The organism is Sphingobium lactosutens (genome assembly GCF_013393185.1).
GTDB classification, from domain to species: domain Bacteria; phylum Pseudomonadota; class Alphaproteobacteria; order Sphingomonadales; family Sphingomonadaceae; genus Sphingobium; species Sphingobium lactosutens_A.
This window is the reverse complement of record NZ_QJQX01000054.1, coordinates 249,918-269,694: the sequence shown is the minus strand read 5'-3', so window position 1 is coordinate 269,694 and position 19,777 is coordinate 249,918. Positions and strand designations below refer to the sequence as shown.

At 63.5% G+C, this 19,777-nt stretch carries 18 protein-coding genes; 10 read left to right on the top strand and 8 right to left on the bottom strand.

Annotated features, from left to right (window positions below; genetic code table 11):
* Window positions 1-43 precede the first annotated feature (43 nt).
* The 3 genes from DM806_RS15240 to DM806_RS15230 all read left to right on the top strand — a co-directional run bounded on the left by DM806_RS15240 (window position 44) and on the right by DM806_RS15230 (window position 2,475).
* On the top strand, window positions 44-619 hold the full coding sequence (locus tag DM806_RS15240) for a DUF924 family protein (protein ID WP_179044023.1): 576 nt from the start codon (window positions 44-46) through the stop codon (window positions 617-619).
* A 157-nt stretch (window positions 620-776) separates the two neighbouring features.
* Window positions 777-1,115: a P-II family nitrogen regulator gene (locus DM806_RS15235; RefSeq protein ID WP_004209785.1), complete on the top strand. Its 339-nt coding sequence runs from the start codon at window positions 777-779 to the stop codon at window positions 1,113-1,115.
* Window positions 1,116-1,128: 13 nt separating this feature from the next.
* Window positions 1,129-2,475: an ammonium transporter gene (locus DM806_RS15230; RefSeq protein WP_179044022.1), complete on the top strand. Its 1,347-nt coding sequence runs from the start codon at window positions 1,129-1,131 to the stop codon at window positions 2,473-2,475.
* A 143-nt stretch (window positions 2,476-2,618) separates the two neighbouring features.
* Here DM806_RS15230 and DM806_RS15225 read toward each other — a convergent pair whose 3' ends face one another.
* From DM806_RS15225 to crtY, 4 genes are all read right to left on the bottom strand, one after another.
* Entirely contained in the window at window positions 2,619-3,569 is a 951-nt protein-coding gene (locus DM806_RS15225) for a phytoene/squalene synthase family protein (RefSeq protein WP_179044021.1), read from the bottom strand.
* A gap of 182 nt (window positions 3,570-3,751) precedes the next feature.
* Window positions 3,752-4,333: an LOG family protein gene (locus DM806_RS15220; protein ID WP_179044020.1), complete on the bottom strand. Its 582-nt coding sequence runs from the start codon at window positions 4,331-4,333 to the stop codon at window positions 3,752-3,754.
* A 5-nt stretch (window positions 4,334-4,338) separates the two neighbouring features.
* The gene (locus tag DM806_RS15215; RefSeq protein ID WP_179044019.1) at window positions 4,339-5,820 is read right to left on the bottom strand and encodes a phytoene desaturase; all 1,482 of its coding nucleotides are present in this window, start codon (window positions 5,818-5,820) and stop codon (window positions 4,339-4,341) included.
* Window positions 5,820-6,968, bottom strand: a complete 1,149-nt coding sequence (crtY, locus tag DM806_RS15210; protein ID WP_179044018.1) for a lycopene beta-cyclase CrtY — start codon at window positions 6,966-6,968, stop codon at window positions 5,820-5,822. The genes DM806_RS15215 and crtY overlap by 1 nt, the downstream gene beginning before the upstream one ends.
* 75 nt (window positions 6,969-7,043) lie before the next feature.
* Between crtY and DM806_RS15205 the strand changes: the two genes are divergently transcribed.
* From DM806_RS15205 to DM806_RS15175, 7 genes are all read left to right on the top strand, one after another.
* Window positions 7,044-7,316: a metal/formaldehyde-sensitive transcriptional repressor gene (locus DM806_RS15205; protein ID WP_179044017.1), complete on the top strand. Its 273-nt coding sequence runs from the start codon at window positions 7,044-7,046 to the stop codon at window positions 7,314-7,316.
* Window positions 7,313-8,320, top strand: a complete 1,008-nt coding sequence (gene dmeF / locus DM806_RS15200) for a CDF family Co(II)/Ni(II) efflux transporter DmeF (protein ID WP_179044016.1) — start codon at window positions 7,313-7,315, stop codon at window positions 8,318-8,320. Before DM806_RS15205 ends, dmeF begins: the two co-directional genes overlap by 4 nt.
* A gap of 166 nt (window positions 8,321-8,486) precedes the next feature.
* Window positions 8,487-11,312, top strand: coding sequence for a TonB-dependent receptor (locus DM806_RS15195; RefSeq protein WP_179044015.1), 2,826 nt, complete (start codon window positions 8,487-8,489; stop codon window positions 11,310-11,312).
* Between the two features lie 71 nt (window positions 11,313-11,383).
* Entirely contained in the window at window positions 11,384-12,784 is a 1,401-nt protein-coding gene (locus DM806_RS15190) for a metallophosphoesterase (protein ID WP_256869331.1), read from the top strand.
* 11 nt (window positions 12,785-12,795) lie between these two features.
* Entirely contained in the window at window positions 12,796-13,866 is a 1,071-nt protein-coding gene (locus DM806_RS15185; protein ID WP_372859576.1) for a phytase, read from the top strand.
* A 110-nt stretch (window positions 13,867-13,976) separates the two neighbouring features.
* Window positions 13,977-14,843 carry a prolipoprotein diacylglyceryl transferase gene (lgt, locus tag DM806_RS15180; RefSeq protein WP_179044013.1) on the top strand — a complete coding sequence of 289 codons (867 nt, stop codon included), beginning with the start codon at window positions 13,977-13,979 and terminating at the stop codon, window positions 14,841-14,843.
* On the top strand, window positions 14,833-15,927 hold the full coding sequence (locus tag DM806_RS15175) for a class I SAM-dependent methyltransferase (RefSeq protein ID WP_372859552.1): 1,095 nt from the start codon (window positions 14,833-14,835) through the stop codon (window positions 15,925-15,927). The genes lgt and DM806_RS15175 overlap by 11 nt, the downstream gene beginning before the upstream one ends.
* Before the next feature lie 15 nt (window positions 15,928-15,942).
* Here DM806_RS15175 and gmk read toward each other — a convergent pair whose 3' ends face one another.
* The 4 genes from gmk to fumC all read right to left on the bottom strand — a co-directional run bounded on the left by gmk (window position 15,943) and on the right by fumC (window position 19,626).
* On the bottom strand, window positions 15,943-16,608 hold the full coding sequence (gene gmk / locus DM806_RS15170) for a guanylate kinase (RefSeq protein ID WP_179044012.1): 666 nt from the start codon (window positions 16,606-16,608) through the stop codon (window positions 15,943-15,945).
* Window positions 16,609-16,667: 59 nt separating this feature from the next.
* Entirely contained in the window at window positions 16,668-17,711 is a 1,044-nt protein-coding gene (locus DM806_RS15165; RefSeq protein WP_179044011.1) for an acyltransferase family protein, read from the bottom strand.
* Window positions 17,712-17,844: 133 nt separating this feature from the next.
* Window positions 17,845-18,192: a hypothetical protein gene (locus DM806_RS15160; protein WP_179044010.1), complete on the bottom strand. Its 348-nt coding sequence runs from the start codon at window positions 18,190-18,192 to the stop codon at window positions 17,845-17,847.
* Window positions 18,193-18,240: 48 nt separating this feature from the next.
* Window positions 18,241-19,626, bottom strand: coding sequence for a class II fumarate hydratase (gene fumC / locus DM806_RS15155; protein ID WP_179044009.1), 1,386 nt, complete (start codon window positions 19,624-19,626; stop codon window positions 18,241-18,243).
* Window positions 19,627-19,777 lie beyond the last annotated feature (151 nt).

Genomic DNA, 19,777 nt, shown 5'->3' with positions numbered 1-19,777 from the left:
ATGAATGGCGGAACCGCGTCTCTCCTCCGTTGATTAAGGGAGGATGAACATGCTGACCGACAGCCATGATGCCGTGACCGCCGACTGGGCGGCCGCGTTGCTCGATTTCTGGTTCAACCAGGTGGGCGAAACGGGGTGGTGGGCTCATGATCCCGCGCTCGACCAGCAATGCACCGCCCGGTTCGCGACGCTCTGGGCGGAGAAACAGGCGCTTCCACCCCAGATTTTCCTAGACCGCGCCGACGATGCGCTTGCTGCTGTGCTATTGTTCGACCAGATGCCGCGCAACATGTTCCGCGGTGCCGCCCAGGCCTTCGCGACCGACATATTGGCGCGGGAAGTGGCGCGCGGGGCCATCGCCCTGGGCTATGACATCCAGATTGGCGGGGCCGGCCGCCTCTTCTTCTATATGCCGTTCCAGCACAGCGAGGCGCTGGAGGACCAGCAACTGTCTCTTAGCTTGTTCGAGGGCGCGGGCGATCAGCAATCGCTCGACTTTGCGCGTGAACATTACGCCACCATCGCCCGTTTCGGTCGTTTCCCGCACCGCAACGCCGCGCTTGGCCGCACGACGCTACCCAAGGAAGCCGAAGCGGCAGCGGCAGGCGCTTACTGGTAGGGCTTTCTGCTTAATTTTTAGGCAGTACAACGATCCTGCCCATTTTTTTGGCGCTGCACCATAGAGCATCGCGACCAAAACCCCCGCCATCGTGATTTTGATGATTTGGCACGCCTCTTGCTGAGTATGTTTTCGCACACCAGTAACAGGGGGCGACATGAAACTTGTCATGGCTATCATCAAGCCGTTCAAGCTTGACGATGTCCGCGAGGCACTCTCCTCGCTCGGCATCGCCGGTATGACGGTCAGCGAAGTGAAGGGCTTTGGTCGTCAGAAGGGGCAGACCGAAATCTACCGCGGCGCCGAATATTCGACCAACATGGTTCCGAAGATCAAGATCGAGGTTGTCTGCGACGACGACCTCGCCCCGCGCGTCGTGGAAGCGACCCAGGCGGCAGCCAATTCGGGCGCCATCGGCGATGGCAAGATCTTCGTCCTCGATGTCGGTCAGGCCGTGCGCATCCGCACCGGCGAAACCGGCGAAACCGCGCTGTAAGAAGGGGGAAATAATGACATTTTCCAAGAAACTCGGCGGCGTGGCGGGGGCAGCGGCCCTGTCGCTCTTCGCCGCCCTGCCCGCCTGGGCGCAGGACGCTGCGGCGCCCGCGGCCACGGTCGACAAGGGCGACGTCGCCTGGATGATGACCTCGACCGTCCTCGTCTTTCTGATGATTCTCCCCGGCCTCGCCCTCTTCTACGGCGGGCTTGTCCGCACCAAGAACATGTTGTCGGTCATGACGCAGATCGGCGCCGCCGCCTGCCTCGCGATGCTGATCTGGGTGATGTATGGCTATTCGATGGCCTTCGGCCCCGATTACACCAGCGGCCTTAGCAACTTCGTCTCGACTTTCGACAAGGCCTTCCTGAAGGGCGTCACCCCGGCCTCGCAGGCCGCGACCTTCACCGCCGGCGTCGAAATCCCTGAATATGTCTTCATCTGCTTCCAGATGACCTTTGCCGCGATCACCGTCGCGCTGGTGCTGGGCTCGGTGGTCGAGCGCATCAAATTCTCGGCTGTGATGGTGTTCGCCGCCATCTGGCTGACGATCGTCTATTTCCCGATCGCCCATATGGTATGGGCAGCGAGTGGCCTGTTCTTCAAGGCCGGCGCCCTCGACTTCGCCGGCGGCACCGTGGTGCACATCAATGCCGGCGTTTCGGCACTGGTTGCCGCGCTGATCCTGGGCAAGCGCATCGGCTATCCCAAGGAGCCTATGCCGCCGCACAGCCTGACGCTGACCGGTGTTGGCACTGGCCTGCTGTGGGCCGGCTGGTTCGGCTTCAATGCCGGCTCGGCGCTGGAAGCCAATGGCTCGGCCGCGCTTGCCATGATCAACACCTTCGTCGCCACGGCTTCGGGCGGCCTGTTCTGGATGCTTGCCGAGCGTATCAACGGTCACAAGGGTTCGGCTCTGGGCTTCTGCTCTGGCATCATCGCGGGCCTCGTCGCCGTCACCCCGGCCGCCGGCAACTCCGGTCCGTTCGGTGCGATCATCCTGGGCGCCGTCGCTTCGATCGTCTGCTTCTATGCCGTCACCGTCCTCAAGCCGAAGCTCGGTTATGACGACTCGCTGGACGCCTTCGGCATCCACGGCATCGGCGGCATGATCGGCGCCATCGGCACCGCCATCGTCTACTCGCCCGCCTTCGGTGGTCCCGGCGCGGAAGATTATGACATGGCCGCCAAGCTGGTCGTGCAGATCGAAGCCGTCCTGACAACCATCGTCTGGGCCTCGATCGGCACCGTCATCGCCATCTTCATCGCCAAGGCCGTCACCGGCCTGCGGGTCAGCCAGGAGGTCGAATATGAAGGCCTCGACCTCGGCGAGCATGGCGAGCGCGCCTACAACCCGTAAGTCTTCACTGCATTGGCCGGGCGGCTTGTTCCGCCGCCCCGCCTTCCGATGTTCCTCCTGCGAACATGCCTTGGGCCGATGCGAAAGCATCGGCCCTCTTTTTGTTGAGCCATGCCGGTACGAAAGTACCGGCCCTCTTTATGTCAGGCAGGCCGGGTCCAGAGGCTGTCAAGACGCGGCACAGCAGCCTTCCAGCGGCGGCCACGTCCCGGCACCTGAAACGCCGACCGCGCAACCCATCCCAGCTTCTCGCGCTTGGGCGTCACCACGCGATGGTCCCAGGCATGCTCGCCCCGGCGGGCGACTTCGCGAACGATGTCTCCATAGATGCCGGCCGCCGCCAGCACCGCCCAGGCCGCGCGCGCCGGCAGCGCGCCGGTGCCGTGGCGCGCGCTCTGCTCATAGGCAGCCGCCATGTCGGCCAGGCGTCGGGCAAGAATGGCGAGGCGAGGCCGAACCCAGGGCTTCATATGCTCGCCGGGCGGGATATCCATTTCGACCAGCCATTCTTCGGGCAGATAGCAGCGATCCGCCGCTTCATCCTCGCTGATGTCCCGGGCGATATTGGCGAGCTGAAAAGCGAGGCCAAGGTCGCAGGCGCGGTCGAGCGTCGCCTCATCCTCCGGGTCGACGCCCATCAGCACCGCCATCATGCAACCGACCGCGCCCGCGACATGATAGCAATAGCGCAGCATGTCCCCCTCGCTGCGGGGCCGCCAGTCGCGCGCGTCGAGCGCGAAGCCCTCGATCAGATCATCGGCGTAGCGCGCGGGGATGGCACATTCGCGCATCACGACGCCGAACCCGTCGAACGCCGGATCGCCGGTCGGCTCGCCGCGCAGCGCCTTATCGGTCAGCACTCGCATCATCGACAGCCGCGCCTGCGCGTCGGCGACGCTGGTCATCGCGCCGCCATGATCCTGCCCGTCGGCGATATCGTCGCACTTGCGGCACCAGGCATACAGTAGCCATGCCCGCTCGCGGGTCACGCGATCGAACAGCTTCGAGGCCATGGCGAAGGATTTGGAGCCGCGCGCGATGCTGTCGCGGGCATGGGCGACGAGGGTGGGGCGGTCTAAAGGATCGGAGGGCATATCAGGGACATGCCCTGCCCCGCCCCGAATGTCACCCAACCTCCGTTCGTTTCGAGCCCTTCGACTGCCTGCTTGCAGCAGGCGCTCAGGATAAATTTCATCCGCGACGCGGATGAAGTCGAGAAACCTGCGTATGACGCTTATCGACTTCGCTAGAAGCGAACGGATTTTTCATAATAGGGTTACAGCCGCGCCGCCTTCATCGCGAAGATCGTCTCGTGCGGCTGATAGGCAGCCATGTCGTCGAGCAGCGCTTCGATGCTGTCGGCATGGATCAGGATACCGGCGTGCTGGGGACGGATGAACCCGACCTCCACCATCTGCCGATTGAAGCCGATCAGTTGGTCGTAGAAACCCGCGACATTCAACAGCCCGACCGGCTTGCTATGATAGCCCAGCTGCGCCCAGCTGATCGCTTCCCACAATTCGTCCATCGTGCCGACGCCGCCGGGAATGGTGACGAAGCCGTCCGACAGATCGGTGAAGAGCTGCTTGCGCTGGTGCATCGTCTGCACGACGTGCAATTCGGTGCAGCCACGATGCGCGACTTCGGCGCCGACCAGCGCCTCGGGAATCACGCCGATCACCTCGCCGCCGGCCTCCAGCGCTGCATCAGCGACCGCGCCCATCAGGCCCAGCCGCCCGCCGCCATAGACGACGCCGATGCCGCGCTCCGCCAGCGTCCGCCCGACATGGCGCGCCGCGTCGATATAGGTGAGGTCGGCCGGCGTCGCCGATCCGCAATATACTGCCAGTCTCTTCATGATCTTCAGCCCAAATCCTGCAACATCAGCGCCGCGGTCGCCTTGGCGCTGCCCACCACGCCAGGGATCCCCGCGCCGGGATGGGTGCCGGCCCCTACCAGATAAAGATTGGGAATGACATCGTCGCGATTATGGGCGCGGAACCAGGCACTCTGGGTCAGCAGCGGCTCCAGACTGAAGGCGCTGCCCATATGGGCATTCAAGTCGCGGCCGAAATCGCTCGGCGCATAATGGAAGCGAGTGACGATGCGCGATCGGATGTCGGGGATCAGCCGATGCTGGATCTCGTCCAGAATGCGCTCGGCATAGGCATGACCGAACTGGTCCCAGTCGATCGGCAGCTTGCCCATGTGCGGCACCGGGGCGAGCGCGTAGAAAGTCGAATGCCCCTCCGGCGCCATCGACGGATCGGTGACGGTAGGGTGGTGCAGGTAGAGCGAGAAATCCTGCGGCAGCACGCCATGATCGTAGATATCGGTCAGCAGCCCTTCATAGCGCGGCCCGAACAGGATCATGTGATGCGGGATACCCGGCCAGCTGCCCTTGATGCCGAAATGCAGCACGAACAGGCTGGGCGACCAGCGCTTCTGGCTCAGGCTGTCCGCCTGCCTCTGCCCACGGGGATGATGGCCCAGCAGGTCGCGATAGCTGTGCATCAGGTCGGCATTGGTGGCGATCGCATCCGCCTCCCCGCGCCAGCCCGACACGGTATGGACCGCCGTTGCCTTGTCGCCATAGGTTTCGATCCGCGTGACGGCGTCGCCCAGCCGCAGCGTGCCGCCCAGCCGCTCGAAATGGGTCGCCATCGCCTGCACCAGCCGGTTGGTGCCGCCTTTCGCGAACCAGACGCCGCCATCCTTTTCCAGTTTGTGAATGAGGGCATAGATGGCGCTGGTCTTCATCGGGTTGCCGCCGACCAGCAGCGTGTGGAAGGACAAGGCCTCCCGCAGCTTTTCATTCTTCACATGGGAAGACACGACCGAATAAACCGACCGCCAGGCCTGATATTTTGCGAGCGACGGCGCCGCCTTTATCATCGATGCGAAGTCGAGGAAGGCGACCGAGCCAAGCTTGCGATAGCCCTCCTCATAGACGCCGGCGGCATAGTCGCAGAACCGCTCATAACCAGCGACGTCGTTCGGATCGAGCTTGGCGATCTCCGCCCGCAGCGCGGCTTCGTTGTTCGAATAGTCGAAATTGGTGCCGTCGCGCCAGTTGAGCCGGTAAAAGGGCGACACCGGCACCAGGCCGATATCCTGCGCCATGTCGTGCCCCGACAGCCGCCACAGTTCGGCGAGGCAATCCGGATCGGTGATGACGGTCGGACCGGCGTCGAAGGTGAAGCCGTCCCTTTCCCACATATAGGCGCGGCCACCGGGCCGGTCGCGCGCCTCGACCAAAGTGGTGGCGATTCCGGCCGATTGCAGGCGGATGGCAAGCGCCAGGCCGCCAAAGCCCGCACCAATGACGATCGCAGTCCTGTTCATCAGGCGGGCGGGTTCCACAATGTTCGCATGGCATCCCTTATGGGCACGGGGGGCTTTCCGCACAAGATGCGGATGCGGTCCGCCATGGTGGAACGCCCCGCGTAGAAACGCTGGATCAACGCGGGCGAAAGCTGATAGAAACGCGAGAAAATGCGCCATCGCTGGTCGGGGCGGGCCGCGCCGAACAGCATCCTGCCGAGCAGCCGATAATAGCCGCCCCTTTGCCAATGCGCCCGAGCCTGGGCGCGGGTCGCGGCCGGCAGCCCTTCCAGCGGCTGGTCAGCGAGCCAGAGCGCGAATCGGACCGCGTCGGGCAAAGAGTAGCCGGTCATCGGCTGGAACAACCCCGCCCTGACGCCCGCCCGCGCCACCGGATCGTCGTTTGGCCAGTAGCGATCAAAGTCACCGCCATGGACCACGGGCAGCACACCCTGCTCGCGATGGACCACCTCCCCGCGCCAGCCCTTCGCCCGCGCATAGTCGGTGATCCGCGCCTCGATCGCGGGCACGTCCAGATCCGGCCCATTGCTGTAATAGGTATCTTCGACAAAGATCGTCCGATCGTCCCAGGGCAGCAGATAGACGAAGCGATAGCCGTCATGCTGCGCAACGGTGGCGTCCATGATGACTGGCCGCTCGATCCCATGCGGCGCGTCGCAACGCAACGCATGGCCGACAAATTTCTGCCAGCCGCAGCGCAACGCCGACAGGTCGCCTGCGCCCCGCGCGTCGATCACCGCGCGGGCGCGGATCGTCCGGCCGTCAGCCAGGGTGACGCTGGTCGGCGACAATAATGTCACCTCGGCATCGGTCAGCAGCCGGTCGCCCAGCGCGCGCGAAAGATGGACAGCGAACTGGACAGTCTCAACGCTGTTATAGGGCGTCTCCAGACGGCGCTGAAAACCGGGGAAGCGCACGTCATGCCCATGCGGCCAGCGATGCACGATGAGCGGGTCCACCAGCCACCGATCCTTCGGCGCGACATCGCCGTCGAAGAAGGACCAGACATGATTGCCGCCCGGCTGCGCGCCCTGTTCGATCAGCAGCAGCCGCACCTCCGGCCGCAGCGCCGCAAAGGCCAGTGCAATCAGCCCTCCTGCCAGCCCACCGCCGATGATTGCCAGGTCGCAGTCCCATTCGTTCGCCATGACCCCTGTTAGGCCAGTTCGCACCCATCGATCCACCCTTGGCGGCAATCCAAATATAGTATAGGGGGGTACCCTATGCACATTATTGCGGATCGAGACAAATTACTGGCGCGGGTGCGCCGGATCGCGGGACAGGTCGCCGCCGTCGAGCGTCAACTGACCGGCGATGCAGGCTGTTCGGAAACGCTCCAGCTGGTAGCATCCGTGCGCGGCGCGATCGGCAGCCTGATGGAGGAACTGATCGAGCAGCATATGCGCGAACATGTTGCCCGCCCCGGCCTGACCGACGAGGCTCGCGCGGCCGCGACCGAGGAAATGCTGGCGCTGATCCGCCGTTACGGGAAATGACGATGCACGACGATCACAGCCATTCGGGACATGGACATCACCATCATGGCCATGATCATCATGATCATGCCCATGTTCCCGCCGCCGTCTCGGGCGATCCGGAGGAAAGCCACTATTTCGACCATATCTACCTGAGCGCCGGGCATGACAAGAATGCGAAGCGGACGCTGTGGGTCGTGTGGCTCACCGCCGCGACGATGGTGGTGGAGATCGTCTTCGGCTGGCTGACCGGTTCGATGGCCTTGCTGGCCGACGGCTTTCACATGGCGACCCATGCCGGCGCGCTGGCGGTAGCGGCGGCGGCCTATGGCTATGCCAAACGCCATGCCCGCAATCCGCGCTACACTTTCGGTACCGGCAAGGTCGGCGACCTGTCGGGCTTCGCCTCCGCCCTGCTGCTGGGCGTGACTGCCCTCTTTATCGCGGTCGAATCGGGGCTGCGCTTCTTTCAGCCGATCCATGTCGCCTTTGGCGAGGCCACCCTGGTCGCGGTCGTCGGGCTGGTCATCAACATCGTCAGCGCGCTGCTGCTGGGCCATGACCATAGCCATGATCACGGCCATGGGCACGATCATGACGACCATGACCACAAACATGGCCACACCGACAACAACCTCCGCGCCGCCTATGTCCATGTGCTGACCGATGCACTGACATCGGTGCTCGCCATCGGCGCCCTCCTGGCCGGGCGTTATCTGGGCTGGTGGTGGATGGATCCGGCGGTCGGCCTGCTGGGTGCGGTGGTGATCGCGCGCTGGGCCTGGGGCCTGATGAAGGACACTGCCGCCATCCTGCTCGACACCGCCGAACCCGCGCTGATGGCCACAGTCCGGCGCGAGGCGGAGGCGGAAGGCGCGACCATTCGCGACCTCCATGTTTGGCGCATCGGTCCCCATGCCCACGCCGCGATCATCAGCCTTGCGCCCGGTGCAAACGGGCCGGCTGTACGCAGGCGGGTTCGTGCCCTGCCCCGCATGGAGCATGTCACGGTCGAATGCGGCTGAGCAAAAACACTGCTGTTTCGTAATAGATTGTAACAAATGCCATTTTCATCGAACCGTCACGGAAATGGCATCAGGCTGTAAGGAAATCCCGCCACTGGCCCCCTCAACCGGACGGGGCACAATGGGGACTTAGTCGATCTCCCGTCCAGAACAGGGAGATTCCAGCATGAACCGTCTTTTCCGCGGCGCGAGCCGCGCTGCCATCGTCATTGCAATTGCCACCCCCATAGCCGCCTTCGCCGGCACCATCAGCGGCACCGTGTCGGACGGCACCGGCACCCGCGCGCTCCAGTCGACCCAGTTGCGCATCGTCGAAAATGGCCGCGTCGCCGAAGCCGGCCGTGACGGCTCCTACCGCTTCCCCGATGTCGCGCCCGGCACCTATACGATCGAGGCCCGCTATGTCGGCGCCGATCCCGTCCGTACCACCGTTATCGTGCCCGCCAGCGGCGATGTCGATGCCGACATCCGCATCGGCTCCGAGATCGACAGCTCGATCATCGTCGTCGGCCAGGTCGCGAACCAGGCATCCGCCCTGTCGCGTCAGCGCGCGGCAGATGGCGTGGAAAGCGTCCTAACCCGCGACGCCATCGGCCAATTCCCCGATCAGAACGTCGCCGAATCGATCCGCCGTCTTCCCGGCGTCAACATCCTGAACGACCAGGGCGAAGGCCGTTTCGTGTCGGTTCGTGGCCTCGACCCGTCGCTCAACGCCGCATCGATCAACGGAACCCGCCTGCCCGCTCCGGAAAGCGATACGCGTCAGGTCGCGCTGGACGTCATCCCGTCCGAACTGATCGAATCGATCGAGATCAAGAAGTCGCTGACGCCCGACATGGACGGCGACACGATCGGCGCCTCGATCGAGATCAACACCACCAGCGCGTTCGATCGCAAGAAGGATCTCTATTCGGTCAAGCTGGAGGGCAGCTATAACGAGTTCGCCGACGCCCTGACCCCCAAGGGCAGTTTCGATTTCTCGACCCGCCTCAGCGACCGATTCGGCATCGCGGGCGGCGTCAGCTACTACAAACGCAAGTTCGAAAGCGACAATATCGAAGGCGCCGACTGGGCGACCGACGATAACGGAAACGCCTATGCCGCCGAGCTTCAATATCGCGATTATGACGTGCAGCGTAAGCGCATGGGCGGGACGCTGAGCTTCGACTGGCTGGCGACCGACACCACCAAGCTTTATGCACGCGGCATCTACAGCCAGTTCGAAGATCAGGAATATCGCGGCGACGTGATTTTCCTCATGGATGAGGCGCCTAACGCCTCGACCCCGACCAGCGCCGAATTTTCGTCCGAAGATGGCCGCATCGAAGTGCGCCGCCGCATGAAGGACCGGTTCGAACGGCAGAAGATCAAGTCGCTGACGCTGGGCGGCGAAACCAACACCGGCCCGTGGAAAATGACCTATTCGGGCAGCTGGTCGGAAGCCACGGAACGCGAAAATGGGTCGGTCGACCCGACCCGCTTCCGCGCGCGGTTCGAGGAAGGCGACGATCTCAACGTCGGGTTCGACTATTCCAACCCGCGCAAGCCGCTTTACAGCATCAGCGGCGGTGGAGCGAACGCCTTCTACGACCCGTCGACATACGGCTTCAACGAGCTGGAACAGACCGTCCTGTCGGACTCGCGGGACCGCGAATATGCGATCAAGGGTGACATCTCGCGCGCCTTCGCATCCGACGCGGGCACCTTCACCGTCCAGGCGGGCATGAAGGCGCGCTGGCGCAAGAAGAGCTACAATCTCGAATCGACGCTGTATGACGATTATGACGGCGACTATTCGCTGGCGGACGTGCTGGGCGGCCAGACCTACCGCATCCAGGATATCCTGCCCCTGCCGAGCCACACCGGCCCGACCGATTTCTTCAACAAGAATCGCGACAATTTCGAGCTGAACCCGATCGATACCGCGATCAATTCCAACTCGTCCGACTATTCGGTGAAGGAAGACATTCTCGCGACCTATTTGATGGGCCGTTGGGACAGCGAGAAGCTTCGCGTCATCGCCGGTGTCCGCATGGAGCAGACCCGCAACGACATCCGCGCCAAGCTGACCCAGTTCGTCGAGGAAGGCGAGGAGTATCAGGGCAGCGAGCTGGACGAGGACACCGTGTTCGTCACGCCGAACCGCTTCGTGCGCAACTATACCGACTGGCTGCCCAGCATCACCATGCGCTATGAACCGACCCGCAATGTCGTGCTGCGCGCCGGCGTATACAAGAGCCTGGTGCGTCCGAACCTGTCGAGCCTGACGCCGCGCTTCACCATCAACGAGGATCTGGAAGCCGAAACCGGCAACCCGCAGCTCAATCCCTATCGCGCCTGGAACGCCGACCTGTCGGCCGAATGGTATTTCGGCACCAACGCGGCCCTGACCGGCGGCTTCTTCTGGAAGTCGATCAAGGACTTCGTCGTCGAACAGCGCACCCGCGACGCGGGCACGCTTTATGGCGTGCGCTATGAGGAGCTGACCAGTTTCATCAACGGCGACAAGGCCAAGGTGAAGGGTTTCGAACTGTCCTACAGCCAGGTGATGAGCTTCCTGCCCGCGCCGTTCGATGGCCTGCTGCTGAACGCCAACTACACCTATACCGACGCCAAGGGCACGGTGCTGACCGACGGCGACATCGCCGATCCACGCCGCATCCCGCTCGCTTCGTCGTCCAAAAACACGTTCAACGTCGTGCTGGGCTACGAAAAGGGGCCGATCTCGCTCCGCGCGGCGGGCACCTATCGCGACAAATATCTGGATGAGCTGGGCGGCAATGCGGAGGAAGATCGCTATGTCGACAATCATTTCCAGATCGACCTGAGCGCCAAATATCGCGTCGCCCCCGGCGTCCGTATTTTCGCTGAATGGATCAACGTCGGCAACGAACCCTATTTCGCCTATCAGAACTTTGCTGGCGGCAAGCGACTGCTTCAGTTCGAGGAATATAACTGGACCGCAAAGTTCGGCATCACCGCCAGCTTCTGATCCATCCCACTTTCCCTGCTTGCCGGTCGCGCCTCCCGCGTGGCCGGCAAGTCCCGTTTCAGGAGGCCATCTTGCTTCGATTTCCTCGCCGCGCCGTAATCACCGTCTTACTGGCGACCGTGCCTGCCACCGGCTTTGCCCAGCAACCCGTGCCTCGTTCGGCCGGCACGCCCTATGTCGCGCGCAATCTGCCCGACCGGATCATGCTGACGCCCGCCGCCGATCCGTCGCGCGGCATGGCCGTCGCATACCGCACCGACGTCGCCCAGTCGCCGAGCGAGGCGCAGATCGCCATTTCCGTCGATGGTCCGACGCTGGAGGAAAAAGCCAAGACCGTCACCGGTCCGGCAGGCACGGCGAAGGACAGCGCCAACGGCCCGGCCCTTTATCACCAGATCCGCTTTGACAATCTGACGCCCGATACCGTCTACGCCTATCGGCTGAAGGGCAGCGCGGGCTGGAGCGAATGGTTGCAATTCCGCACCGCCTCGGCTGAGGCAAAGCCCTTCCGCTTCCTCTATCTGGGCGATATCCAGAACGGCATATTGACCTACGCTAGCCGCGTCATCCGCCAGGCCTTCCATGCCAATGGCGGAATCGAGCTGGTCGCTCATGCCGGCGATCTCGCCGCCCAGCGGGACGACCTCGACCATGACGATGAATGGGGAGAATTCAACCAGACGGCCGGCTACAACTGGTCGATCGTCCCGCAGCTGCCCGCCACCGGCAATCATGAATATGTCGACGTGACGCTGCCGAACGGCACGGAAAGCCGCAAGCTTGGCCCCTATTTCCCGCTCCAGTTCGCGCTGCCGGCCAATGGCGTGCCGGGCCTCAAGACCACTTATTATGTCGACTATCAGGGCGTGCGCTTCATCATACTGGACGGCACGTCGGCAATCGACCTCGGCACCATGGCGCAGCAGACAAAATGGCTGGATGACACGCTCGCGTCCAGCAAGGCCAAGTGGAATGTCGTGCTGTTCCACCAGCCCGTCTTCACCTGCGCCCGGCCGCAGGACACAGCGGAGGTCAAGGCCGCGTGGAAGCCAGTGTTCGACAAGCGCAAGGTCGATCTGGTGTTGCAGGGCCATGACCATTGCTACAGCCGCCTGACATCCGAAGCCGGGCGCGAAGCCTCTGCGCAGGCGCGCGCCAATGGCGCGATCCAGGGGCCGGTCTATCTTGTCTCCGTTACCGGGTCGAAAATGTATGGTCTCAACGACCGCGCCCGCACCCAGCCGGACAAGACCGCCGAAGCGACCGAACTCTATCAGGTCGTGGATGTGGATGGCGATCGGCTGAAGTTCCGCACCTTCACCGCGTCGGGCAAGCTCTATGACGGCTTTGACCTCGAAAAGCGGGCGGACGGCAATCACCTGAGCGACACGAGCGAACCCACCATCGCGATGCGCACCTGCGCGGGTACGATCGGCCCGGACGGCGGCAAATGCGTCGCGCGCGGCAAGTGAGAAACGACATGATGACCCGTTATATCCTGCCCTTCGCCAGCCTGCTCGCTCTTGCCGCCTGCGCGTCCGTCCCAAAGGAAGTGCCGGTCGAAGTCCGCATCGCCAATGCGACTCCGGCGGTCAATGTCACCGCGCGCGGCGAGACAACGCCGGTCGGCACGCCCAATGCCGATGCGGCCGACGATCCGGCGATCTGGCGCAATGCCGCCAATCCCGCGCAGAGCCTGATCGTCGGCACCGACAAGAAGGCCGGCCTTTACGTCTATGGCCTCGACGGCAAAACGCGAGACTTTCTCGACGCGGGTCGGGTGAACAATGTCGACCTGAAGGATGGCGTCGCGATCAATGGCACGCAAGGCATTCTGGTCGCCGCCAGCGACCGCAATGATGTCGCCAATGCCAAAATCGCGCTGTTCCGGCTCGATCCGGCGACGGCGAAGCTCACGACACTGGGCAAGGTCGATGGCGGCAAGGGCGAGGCCTATGGCATCTGCCTTGGTCGCGACGAGACCGGCCTGTCCGCCTTCATCGTGCTGAAGGACGGGACGATCAACCAGGTCGCGATCGACGCGTCGGGCGCTACGCCCACCGGCCGGATCGTCCGCACCATGAAACTCGGCACCCAGTCGGAAGGCTGCGCCGTCGATGACCGCACCCATATCCTCTATGTCGCGGAGGAGGATGTCGGCCTGTGGCGCTTCGACGCACGCGCGGCCGGCTCCACCACGCCGACGAAGATCGCGGCGGCGGACGGCAAAAATCTGGTCATGGATGCCGAGGGCGTCGCCATCGCACCCATCGGCGAGAAGGACGGCTATGTCCTCGTCTCCAGCCAGGGCGACAATGCCTATGTCGCTTATCGGCTGAGCGACGACTCCTATGTCGGCCGTTTCCGCATAGTCGACGGCGCCATTGGCGGATCGGAGGAAACCGACGGCATCGAACTGATGCTCGGCGATTTCGGCCCGACCTATCCTCGTGGCCTATTCATCGCGCAGGACGGCCATAACGCGACGGCCGCGCAGAATTTCAAGCTGGTCGCCTGGGACGATATCGCCAGGGCGCTCGGTCTGCCGCAATGACGACCCGGGGGCGGCACCGGCCAAAGCCGCCCGCCCCCTTTCGGACCCCCTTGGTCTTGGCAATCCCATGCTCTATGGGGTCATTCCTGTCCGAATAGAGGGAAGCCGATTTGATCCTGGACCTTGCCGCCGCCGCTTCGAGCGCCATTCGCTTTGAAGATCTGGGGCTGAATCCCGTCGCCCTCGACCTCGGCTTCTTCACGCTGAAATGGTACAGCCTCGCCTATCTGGCCGGCATCCTGATCGGCTACTGGTATCTGCTGAAGCTGGTCGCGCAGCCCGGTTCGCCGATGGCGCGCCGCCATGCGGACGACATGATCTTCTACGCGACGCTGGGCATCATCATCGGTGGGCGGCTCGCCTATGTGATCTTCTACCAACCCGAAATTCTCCAGCATCCGCTGGATATATTCAAGCTCTGGAATGGCGGCATGTCCTTCCATGGCGGCGCGGCGGGCGTGTCGGTCGGCATCCTCTACATGGCGTGGAAGGAAAAGCTCAGCTGGCTGCGCATCCACGACTATGTCGCTTGCGTCGTACCCTTCGGCCTGTTCTTTGGCCGCCTCGCCAATTTCGTGAACGGCGAGCTTTGGGGCAAGGAAACGGACGTACCCTGGGCGATCATTTTCCCGACCGGCGGCCCCTTCCCCCGCCATCCCAGCCAGCTGTATGAAGCCGTGCTGGAAGGCGTCGTGCTGTTCCTGATCCTGGCCTTCGCCTTCTGGAAGACGCGCGCGCGCTACAAGCCGGGGATGCTCGTCGGCATCTTCGTCTTCGGCTATGGCTGCTTCCGCTTCGCCGTTGAATATTTCCGCGAGGCCGACGCCCAGCTGATGGAGTTCGCCGCCCGCACCGGCCTGCACATGGGTCAGTGGCTGTGCATTCCGATGATCCTTGGCGGCCTTTATCTGATCGTCACCGCCAAGGGCCGCCGTCTGCGCGTCGAGCCGGTGGCGGGCGCCGCCAGTGTCAGCTGAAAACTTGTCAGCTGAAAACCCGTCGGCTGACGAACTCCCGCTAGCCGACCGACTGGCGCGGCAGATCGCCTCGGGCGGCCCCATCTCGGTCGCTTATTATATCGGCGAGGCGAATCAGCATTATTACGCCACCCGCGACCCGCTGGGCGCGGATGGCGACTTCACCACCGCGCCGGAAATCAGCCAGATGTTCGGCGAACTGGTCGGGCTGGCGCTGGCCGATGTCTGGATGCGATCGGGTCGTCGGCCCGAAGCCGCCTATGTCGAACTGGGGCCGGGCCGCGGCACGCTGGCGGCGGATGCGCTGCGGGCAATGGAGCGCGCGGCGCTCGCCTCCAAGGCGCATCTGGTCGAAACCAGCCCCTCGCTGCGCGACCGGCAGAGCGCGCTGCTGCCCCATGTGATCCATCATGACAGCATCGACAGCCTGCCCGATCAGGGGCCGCTGCTGGTTGTCGCAAACGAGTTTTTCGATGCCCTGCCCGTCCGCCAGTGCATCCGCGTCGGCGATGAGTGGCGCGAGCGGGTGGTGATCGCCCGCGAAGAGGCGGGCCGCTTCATTCCCGTGGCCGGCTATCGCCGTATCGAATCCGGTCTGCCGCCGATGGCGAACGAAGCGCCCGAAGGCGCGATCATCGAGTCGCCGATCGTCGGCGCGGGGATCGCCTATGCCCTCGCCCACCGCATCGCGCGGCAGGGCGGCGCGGCGATCCTGATCGACTATGGCTATGAAGGCCCGGCGCTGGGCGACACGTTGCAGGCGGTGAAGGCGCACAAGTTTGCCGATCCCTTCGCCGATCCGGGCGAGGTGGATCTGACCACCCATGTCGATTTTACTGTGCTGGGCAATATGGCACGGCAGGCGGGGCTGCGCGTTCATGGTCCGGTCGGCCAGGGCGATTTCCTGCGCCAGCTCGGCATCGACGCCCGCGCCGATCAGTTGGCGCGCAGTGCTCCCGCCCGTGCGCAGAACGTAGAAATTGCGCGCCACCGCCTGACCGACAAGGCGGAGATGGGGACTTTATTCAAGGCAATGGCCTGGACCCATCCGGATTGGGCCGACCCAGCGGGGTTCGGGAAATAGCCGCCGTAAGGAGGATCAATCCTCCTGATGGTAGCGGCTCAGCCTGCGGATAAAGCCGATCAGGCCGGTCTGGCGGCTGCGCTTCATGCGTTCGGCGTGCAGGATAGTCTGCACCCGCTGGAAGCAATCCTCCGCATCGACATTGCAGAGCACATAGTCATAGCCGTCCCAGTGGGCGATCTCGCCCGCCGCGCGCGCCATGCGGCCCTCGATCACCTCGTCGCTGTCGGTGGCGCGACCGCGCAGGCGGCGCTCCAGTTCCTCCATCGAGGGCGGCAGGATGAAGATGCGGACGACGTCGCCGCCGGCAATCTGGTGCAACTGTTGCGCGCCCTGCCAGTCGATGTCGAACAGCACGTCCTTGCCCGATTTCAGCATCGCTTCCACCGGCGCGCGCGGCGTGCCGTAGCGCTGGCCGAAAACATGCGCCCATTCGAGGAACTCATGATCCGCCGTCATCCGGCGAAACTCTTCCAGATCGACGAAATGATAATCCTTGCCGTCGACTTCCCCCGGCCGCATCGGCCGGGTCGTGGCGGACACCGACATGGACAGATCGGTTTCTGCGGCAAGCAGCTTGCGCGCGATGGTGGACTTGCCCGCGCCCGAGGGCGAGGACAGAACGAAAAGCACGCCGCGGCGCTTGAAATCGGGCGTTTCGGTAGGGATGCTGTCGGCCATGACCGCTAGTGACGTTCTCGCCGCCGATTTGCAAGAGGGCAGCGTGCGGGGCCGGATCGTCAGGCAGGCACGAAGCGCCGTTCCACCGCCTGCAGCGCGCCGACCAGACGGCGGGGAAGCGGTGGCGCGACGAACAGCAGATTCACCAGCCGGTTCATGCGCGCGGCCACGACCAGCACCATCCCGACAAACAGGGCGATCGGGAAGGACGCGATCGTCGCCACCGCCGCCGCGACGCCCAGGCTGCGACACAGGCCCATGACGAGATAGATGATGATGAAATGGGATACATAGAAGATGAGCGAATTCTGACCGATAAAGATCAGGGGCGCGCAGTGGCGGTCGGCCTGTATCCGGAAGGCCGTCGCGCTGACCGTGAGGATGAAGCACATCGCGGGGACGGCATAGAGCGGGCCGTAGCTCAAATGATAGGTTACGGACGCGACCGATCCGACGACGATCATGACCCAGCCCAACAACGACGCCCTCGCCTGCAACAGCCGGGTCCACTGCCTCCAATGACATCCCGCCCATGCGCCCAGAAAGAAGAAGGCCATCAGGTAGAAAAGCCGCTCGCCATTCTTGGTACCGTCCGGCGCGAGGATCGCGATGCCGAAGGCGATCGCCGCGACCAGCAGCGGGGGCATGCGGCGCAGTGGAATGGCGGCCAGATAATAGACCAGGATAAAGGACAGGAACCAGAGATAGGATTGCCCGGTCAGATATTTGCGCAATTGTTCCACGTCATGGACCGGCGGACCGATGATGAAGGAATAGAGAAGCGACCATAGCAGCAGCGGCCAGAAAATCCGCCGCCCCTTGCCCAGAAGATAAAGCACCATCCCTTTGCCGAAGGATCCCGCAAGCAGCGATCCGGACAGGAACACCAGCGTCGGCATCCGGTAAAGAACAAACAACTGGTTGAAATCACTTAATATCGAAGGAACGGGATAGCCTTGCCGTGCAAGTATGGTCGCCGAATGGAAGGACATGACCATCAGGATGGCGATCCCGCGCAGCAAATCCATCCATAATTGCCGCTGCTGCTTCGATTGAACCGCATCGGCTGCCGATTTCCCGGCCGAGGTGTCAGAATCATTCATCACACTCTCCGCAGGGCAACATCGTTGCTGCTATGCGAGGAGTGTATGTCCTGAACGCAAATCCGGATGTTAGCCGGATATCATAAAGCCGGGCAGATCATGCCGAATCCGGCACGCATTGTCGCAAATATGGTTAAAGCTTTGCGCGTTGTCTTCGCGCCTCATCCATCAAGATCGGCTGGGCGGCGCCGTCGGGAATCGCCTTGATTGCGCGTTTCCGGTCAGCCTCGCGCTTCGCCTCATAGAGTTTGCCTGCCATATAGGCTCCGGTCACGAACAGCGCGCCGGCCGGATAGCGCATGATGAGCCGCTTGGCTCCCGCCCCCGCGAGCAGGCCGACGACGCCCTTCTTGCCCGTTCCGGCTGCGACCCGCGCGGCGACGATGGTCGCGCCCAAACGCGCCGCCTTTCGCAGCAACCCCGCCTTCTTGGGCGGCCGGATGGTCACGAGCGGGGCGGACGGGGCGAGCGGCTTTTTCATATTACCTCAATGTATCGCAGGCCCGTCCGTTCCGCCAGTTGATCTGGATCAGACCATATTTTCGGGCCGCACCAGACGGTCGAAGGTCGGTTCGTCCACCAGCCCCAGTTCCAGACCGGCCTGCTTGAGCGTCAGCCCTTTCTTGTGCGCATACTTGGCGATCGCGGCGGCATTGTCATAGCCGATCTCGGGCGCCAGCGCCGTCACCAGCATCAGCGAGCGATCAACCAGTTCGGCGATCCGGGCTTCATTGGCCACAAGCCCGTCGACGCAACGTTCGGCGAAGCTTTCCATGCCGACACTGAGCAGATGGATGGAACGCAGCACATTGGCGCCGATCAGCGGCATGAAGACATTGAGTTCGAAATGCCCCTGCATGCCGCCGACGGTGACGGCCTGATGATTGCCGATCACCTGCGCCGCGACCATGGTAAGCGATTCGCACTGGGTCGGGTTGACCTTGCCCGGCATGATCGAGCTGCCCGGCTCATTGGCGGGCAGGTCCAGTTCGCCCAGACCCGAACGCGGTCCCGATCCCAGGAAGCGGATGTCGTTGGCGATCTTGGTCAGAGCCACCGCCAGCGTGTTGAGCGCGCCGGAGAAGAAGACGAGGCCATCCTTGGCCGCCAGCTGCTCGAACTTGTTGGGCGCACTTTCAAAGTCGGTGCCGGCAATGTCACTGATCGCGGCGGTCATGTCGTCCGCCCAGCCATCGGGCGCATTGAGGCCGGTGCCGACTGCGGTGCCGCCGATCGCCAGCTTGCGGATATTGCCGTTGAGGGCGCCTTCGATCCGCGCCCGGCTGCTGACCAGTTGCGCAGCATAGCCGGAAAATTCCTGCCCCAGCGTCAGCGGCGTGGCGTCCTGCGTATGGGTGCGACCGATCTTGACGATGTGGCCCCAGGCCTCCGCCTTGGCCGTCAGCGCGCCGGTCAGCTTTTCGAGCGCAGGGATCAGCCGGTCGCGCGTCGCCAGCACGGTGGCGACGTGCAACGCGGTCGGGAAGCTGTCGTTCGACGACTGGCTCATATTCACATGGTCGTTGGGATGGACCGGACTCTTGCCGCCGCGCGTGCCGGCCAGCTGCTCATTGGCGTAGCCCGCGATCACTTCATTGACGTTCATGTTGGTCTGGGTACCACTGCCCGTCTGCCAGATGACGAGCGGGAACTGCTCGTCGAGCGCGCCCGAGACGATCTGCTGCGCCGCATTCTCGATCCCCGAGACGATCCCGGCATCAAGGCCATGTTTGGCATTCACCCGTGCCGCCGCCTGCTTCACGATTGCCTGCGCATGGACGATGCCGATCGGCATGCGCTCGGTCGCACCGAAGGGAAAATTCTCGATGCTGCGCTGCGTCTGCGCGCCCCAATACGCGTCGGCGGGAACCTCGATGGCGCCGATGCTGTCGGTCTCGGTGCGGGTAGCGGACATGCATTACTCCCAATTGATAATCACTCGCAAATACTGCTCCGATGTAAGGCGAAGCGCTGAAAAACCAAGAGCTATCTAATATGAAAGAGCGGATGGCGCGGCTGGAGCAATGCCAGGGGCAATCAGCCCCCTTTCCTTCCCCGCCTTCGAT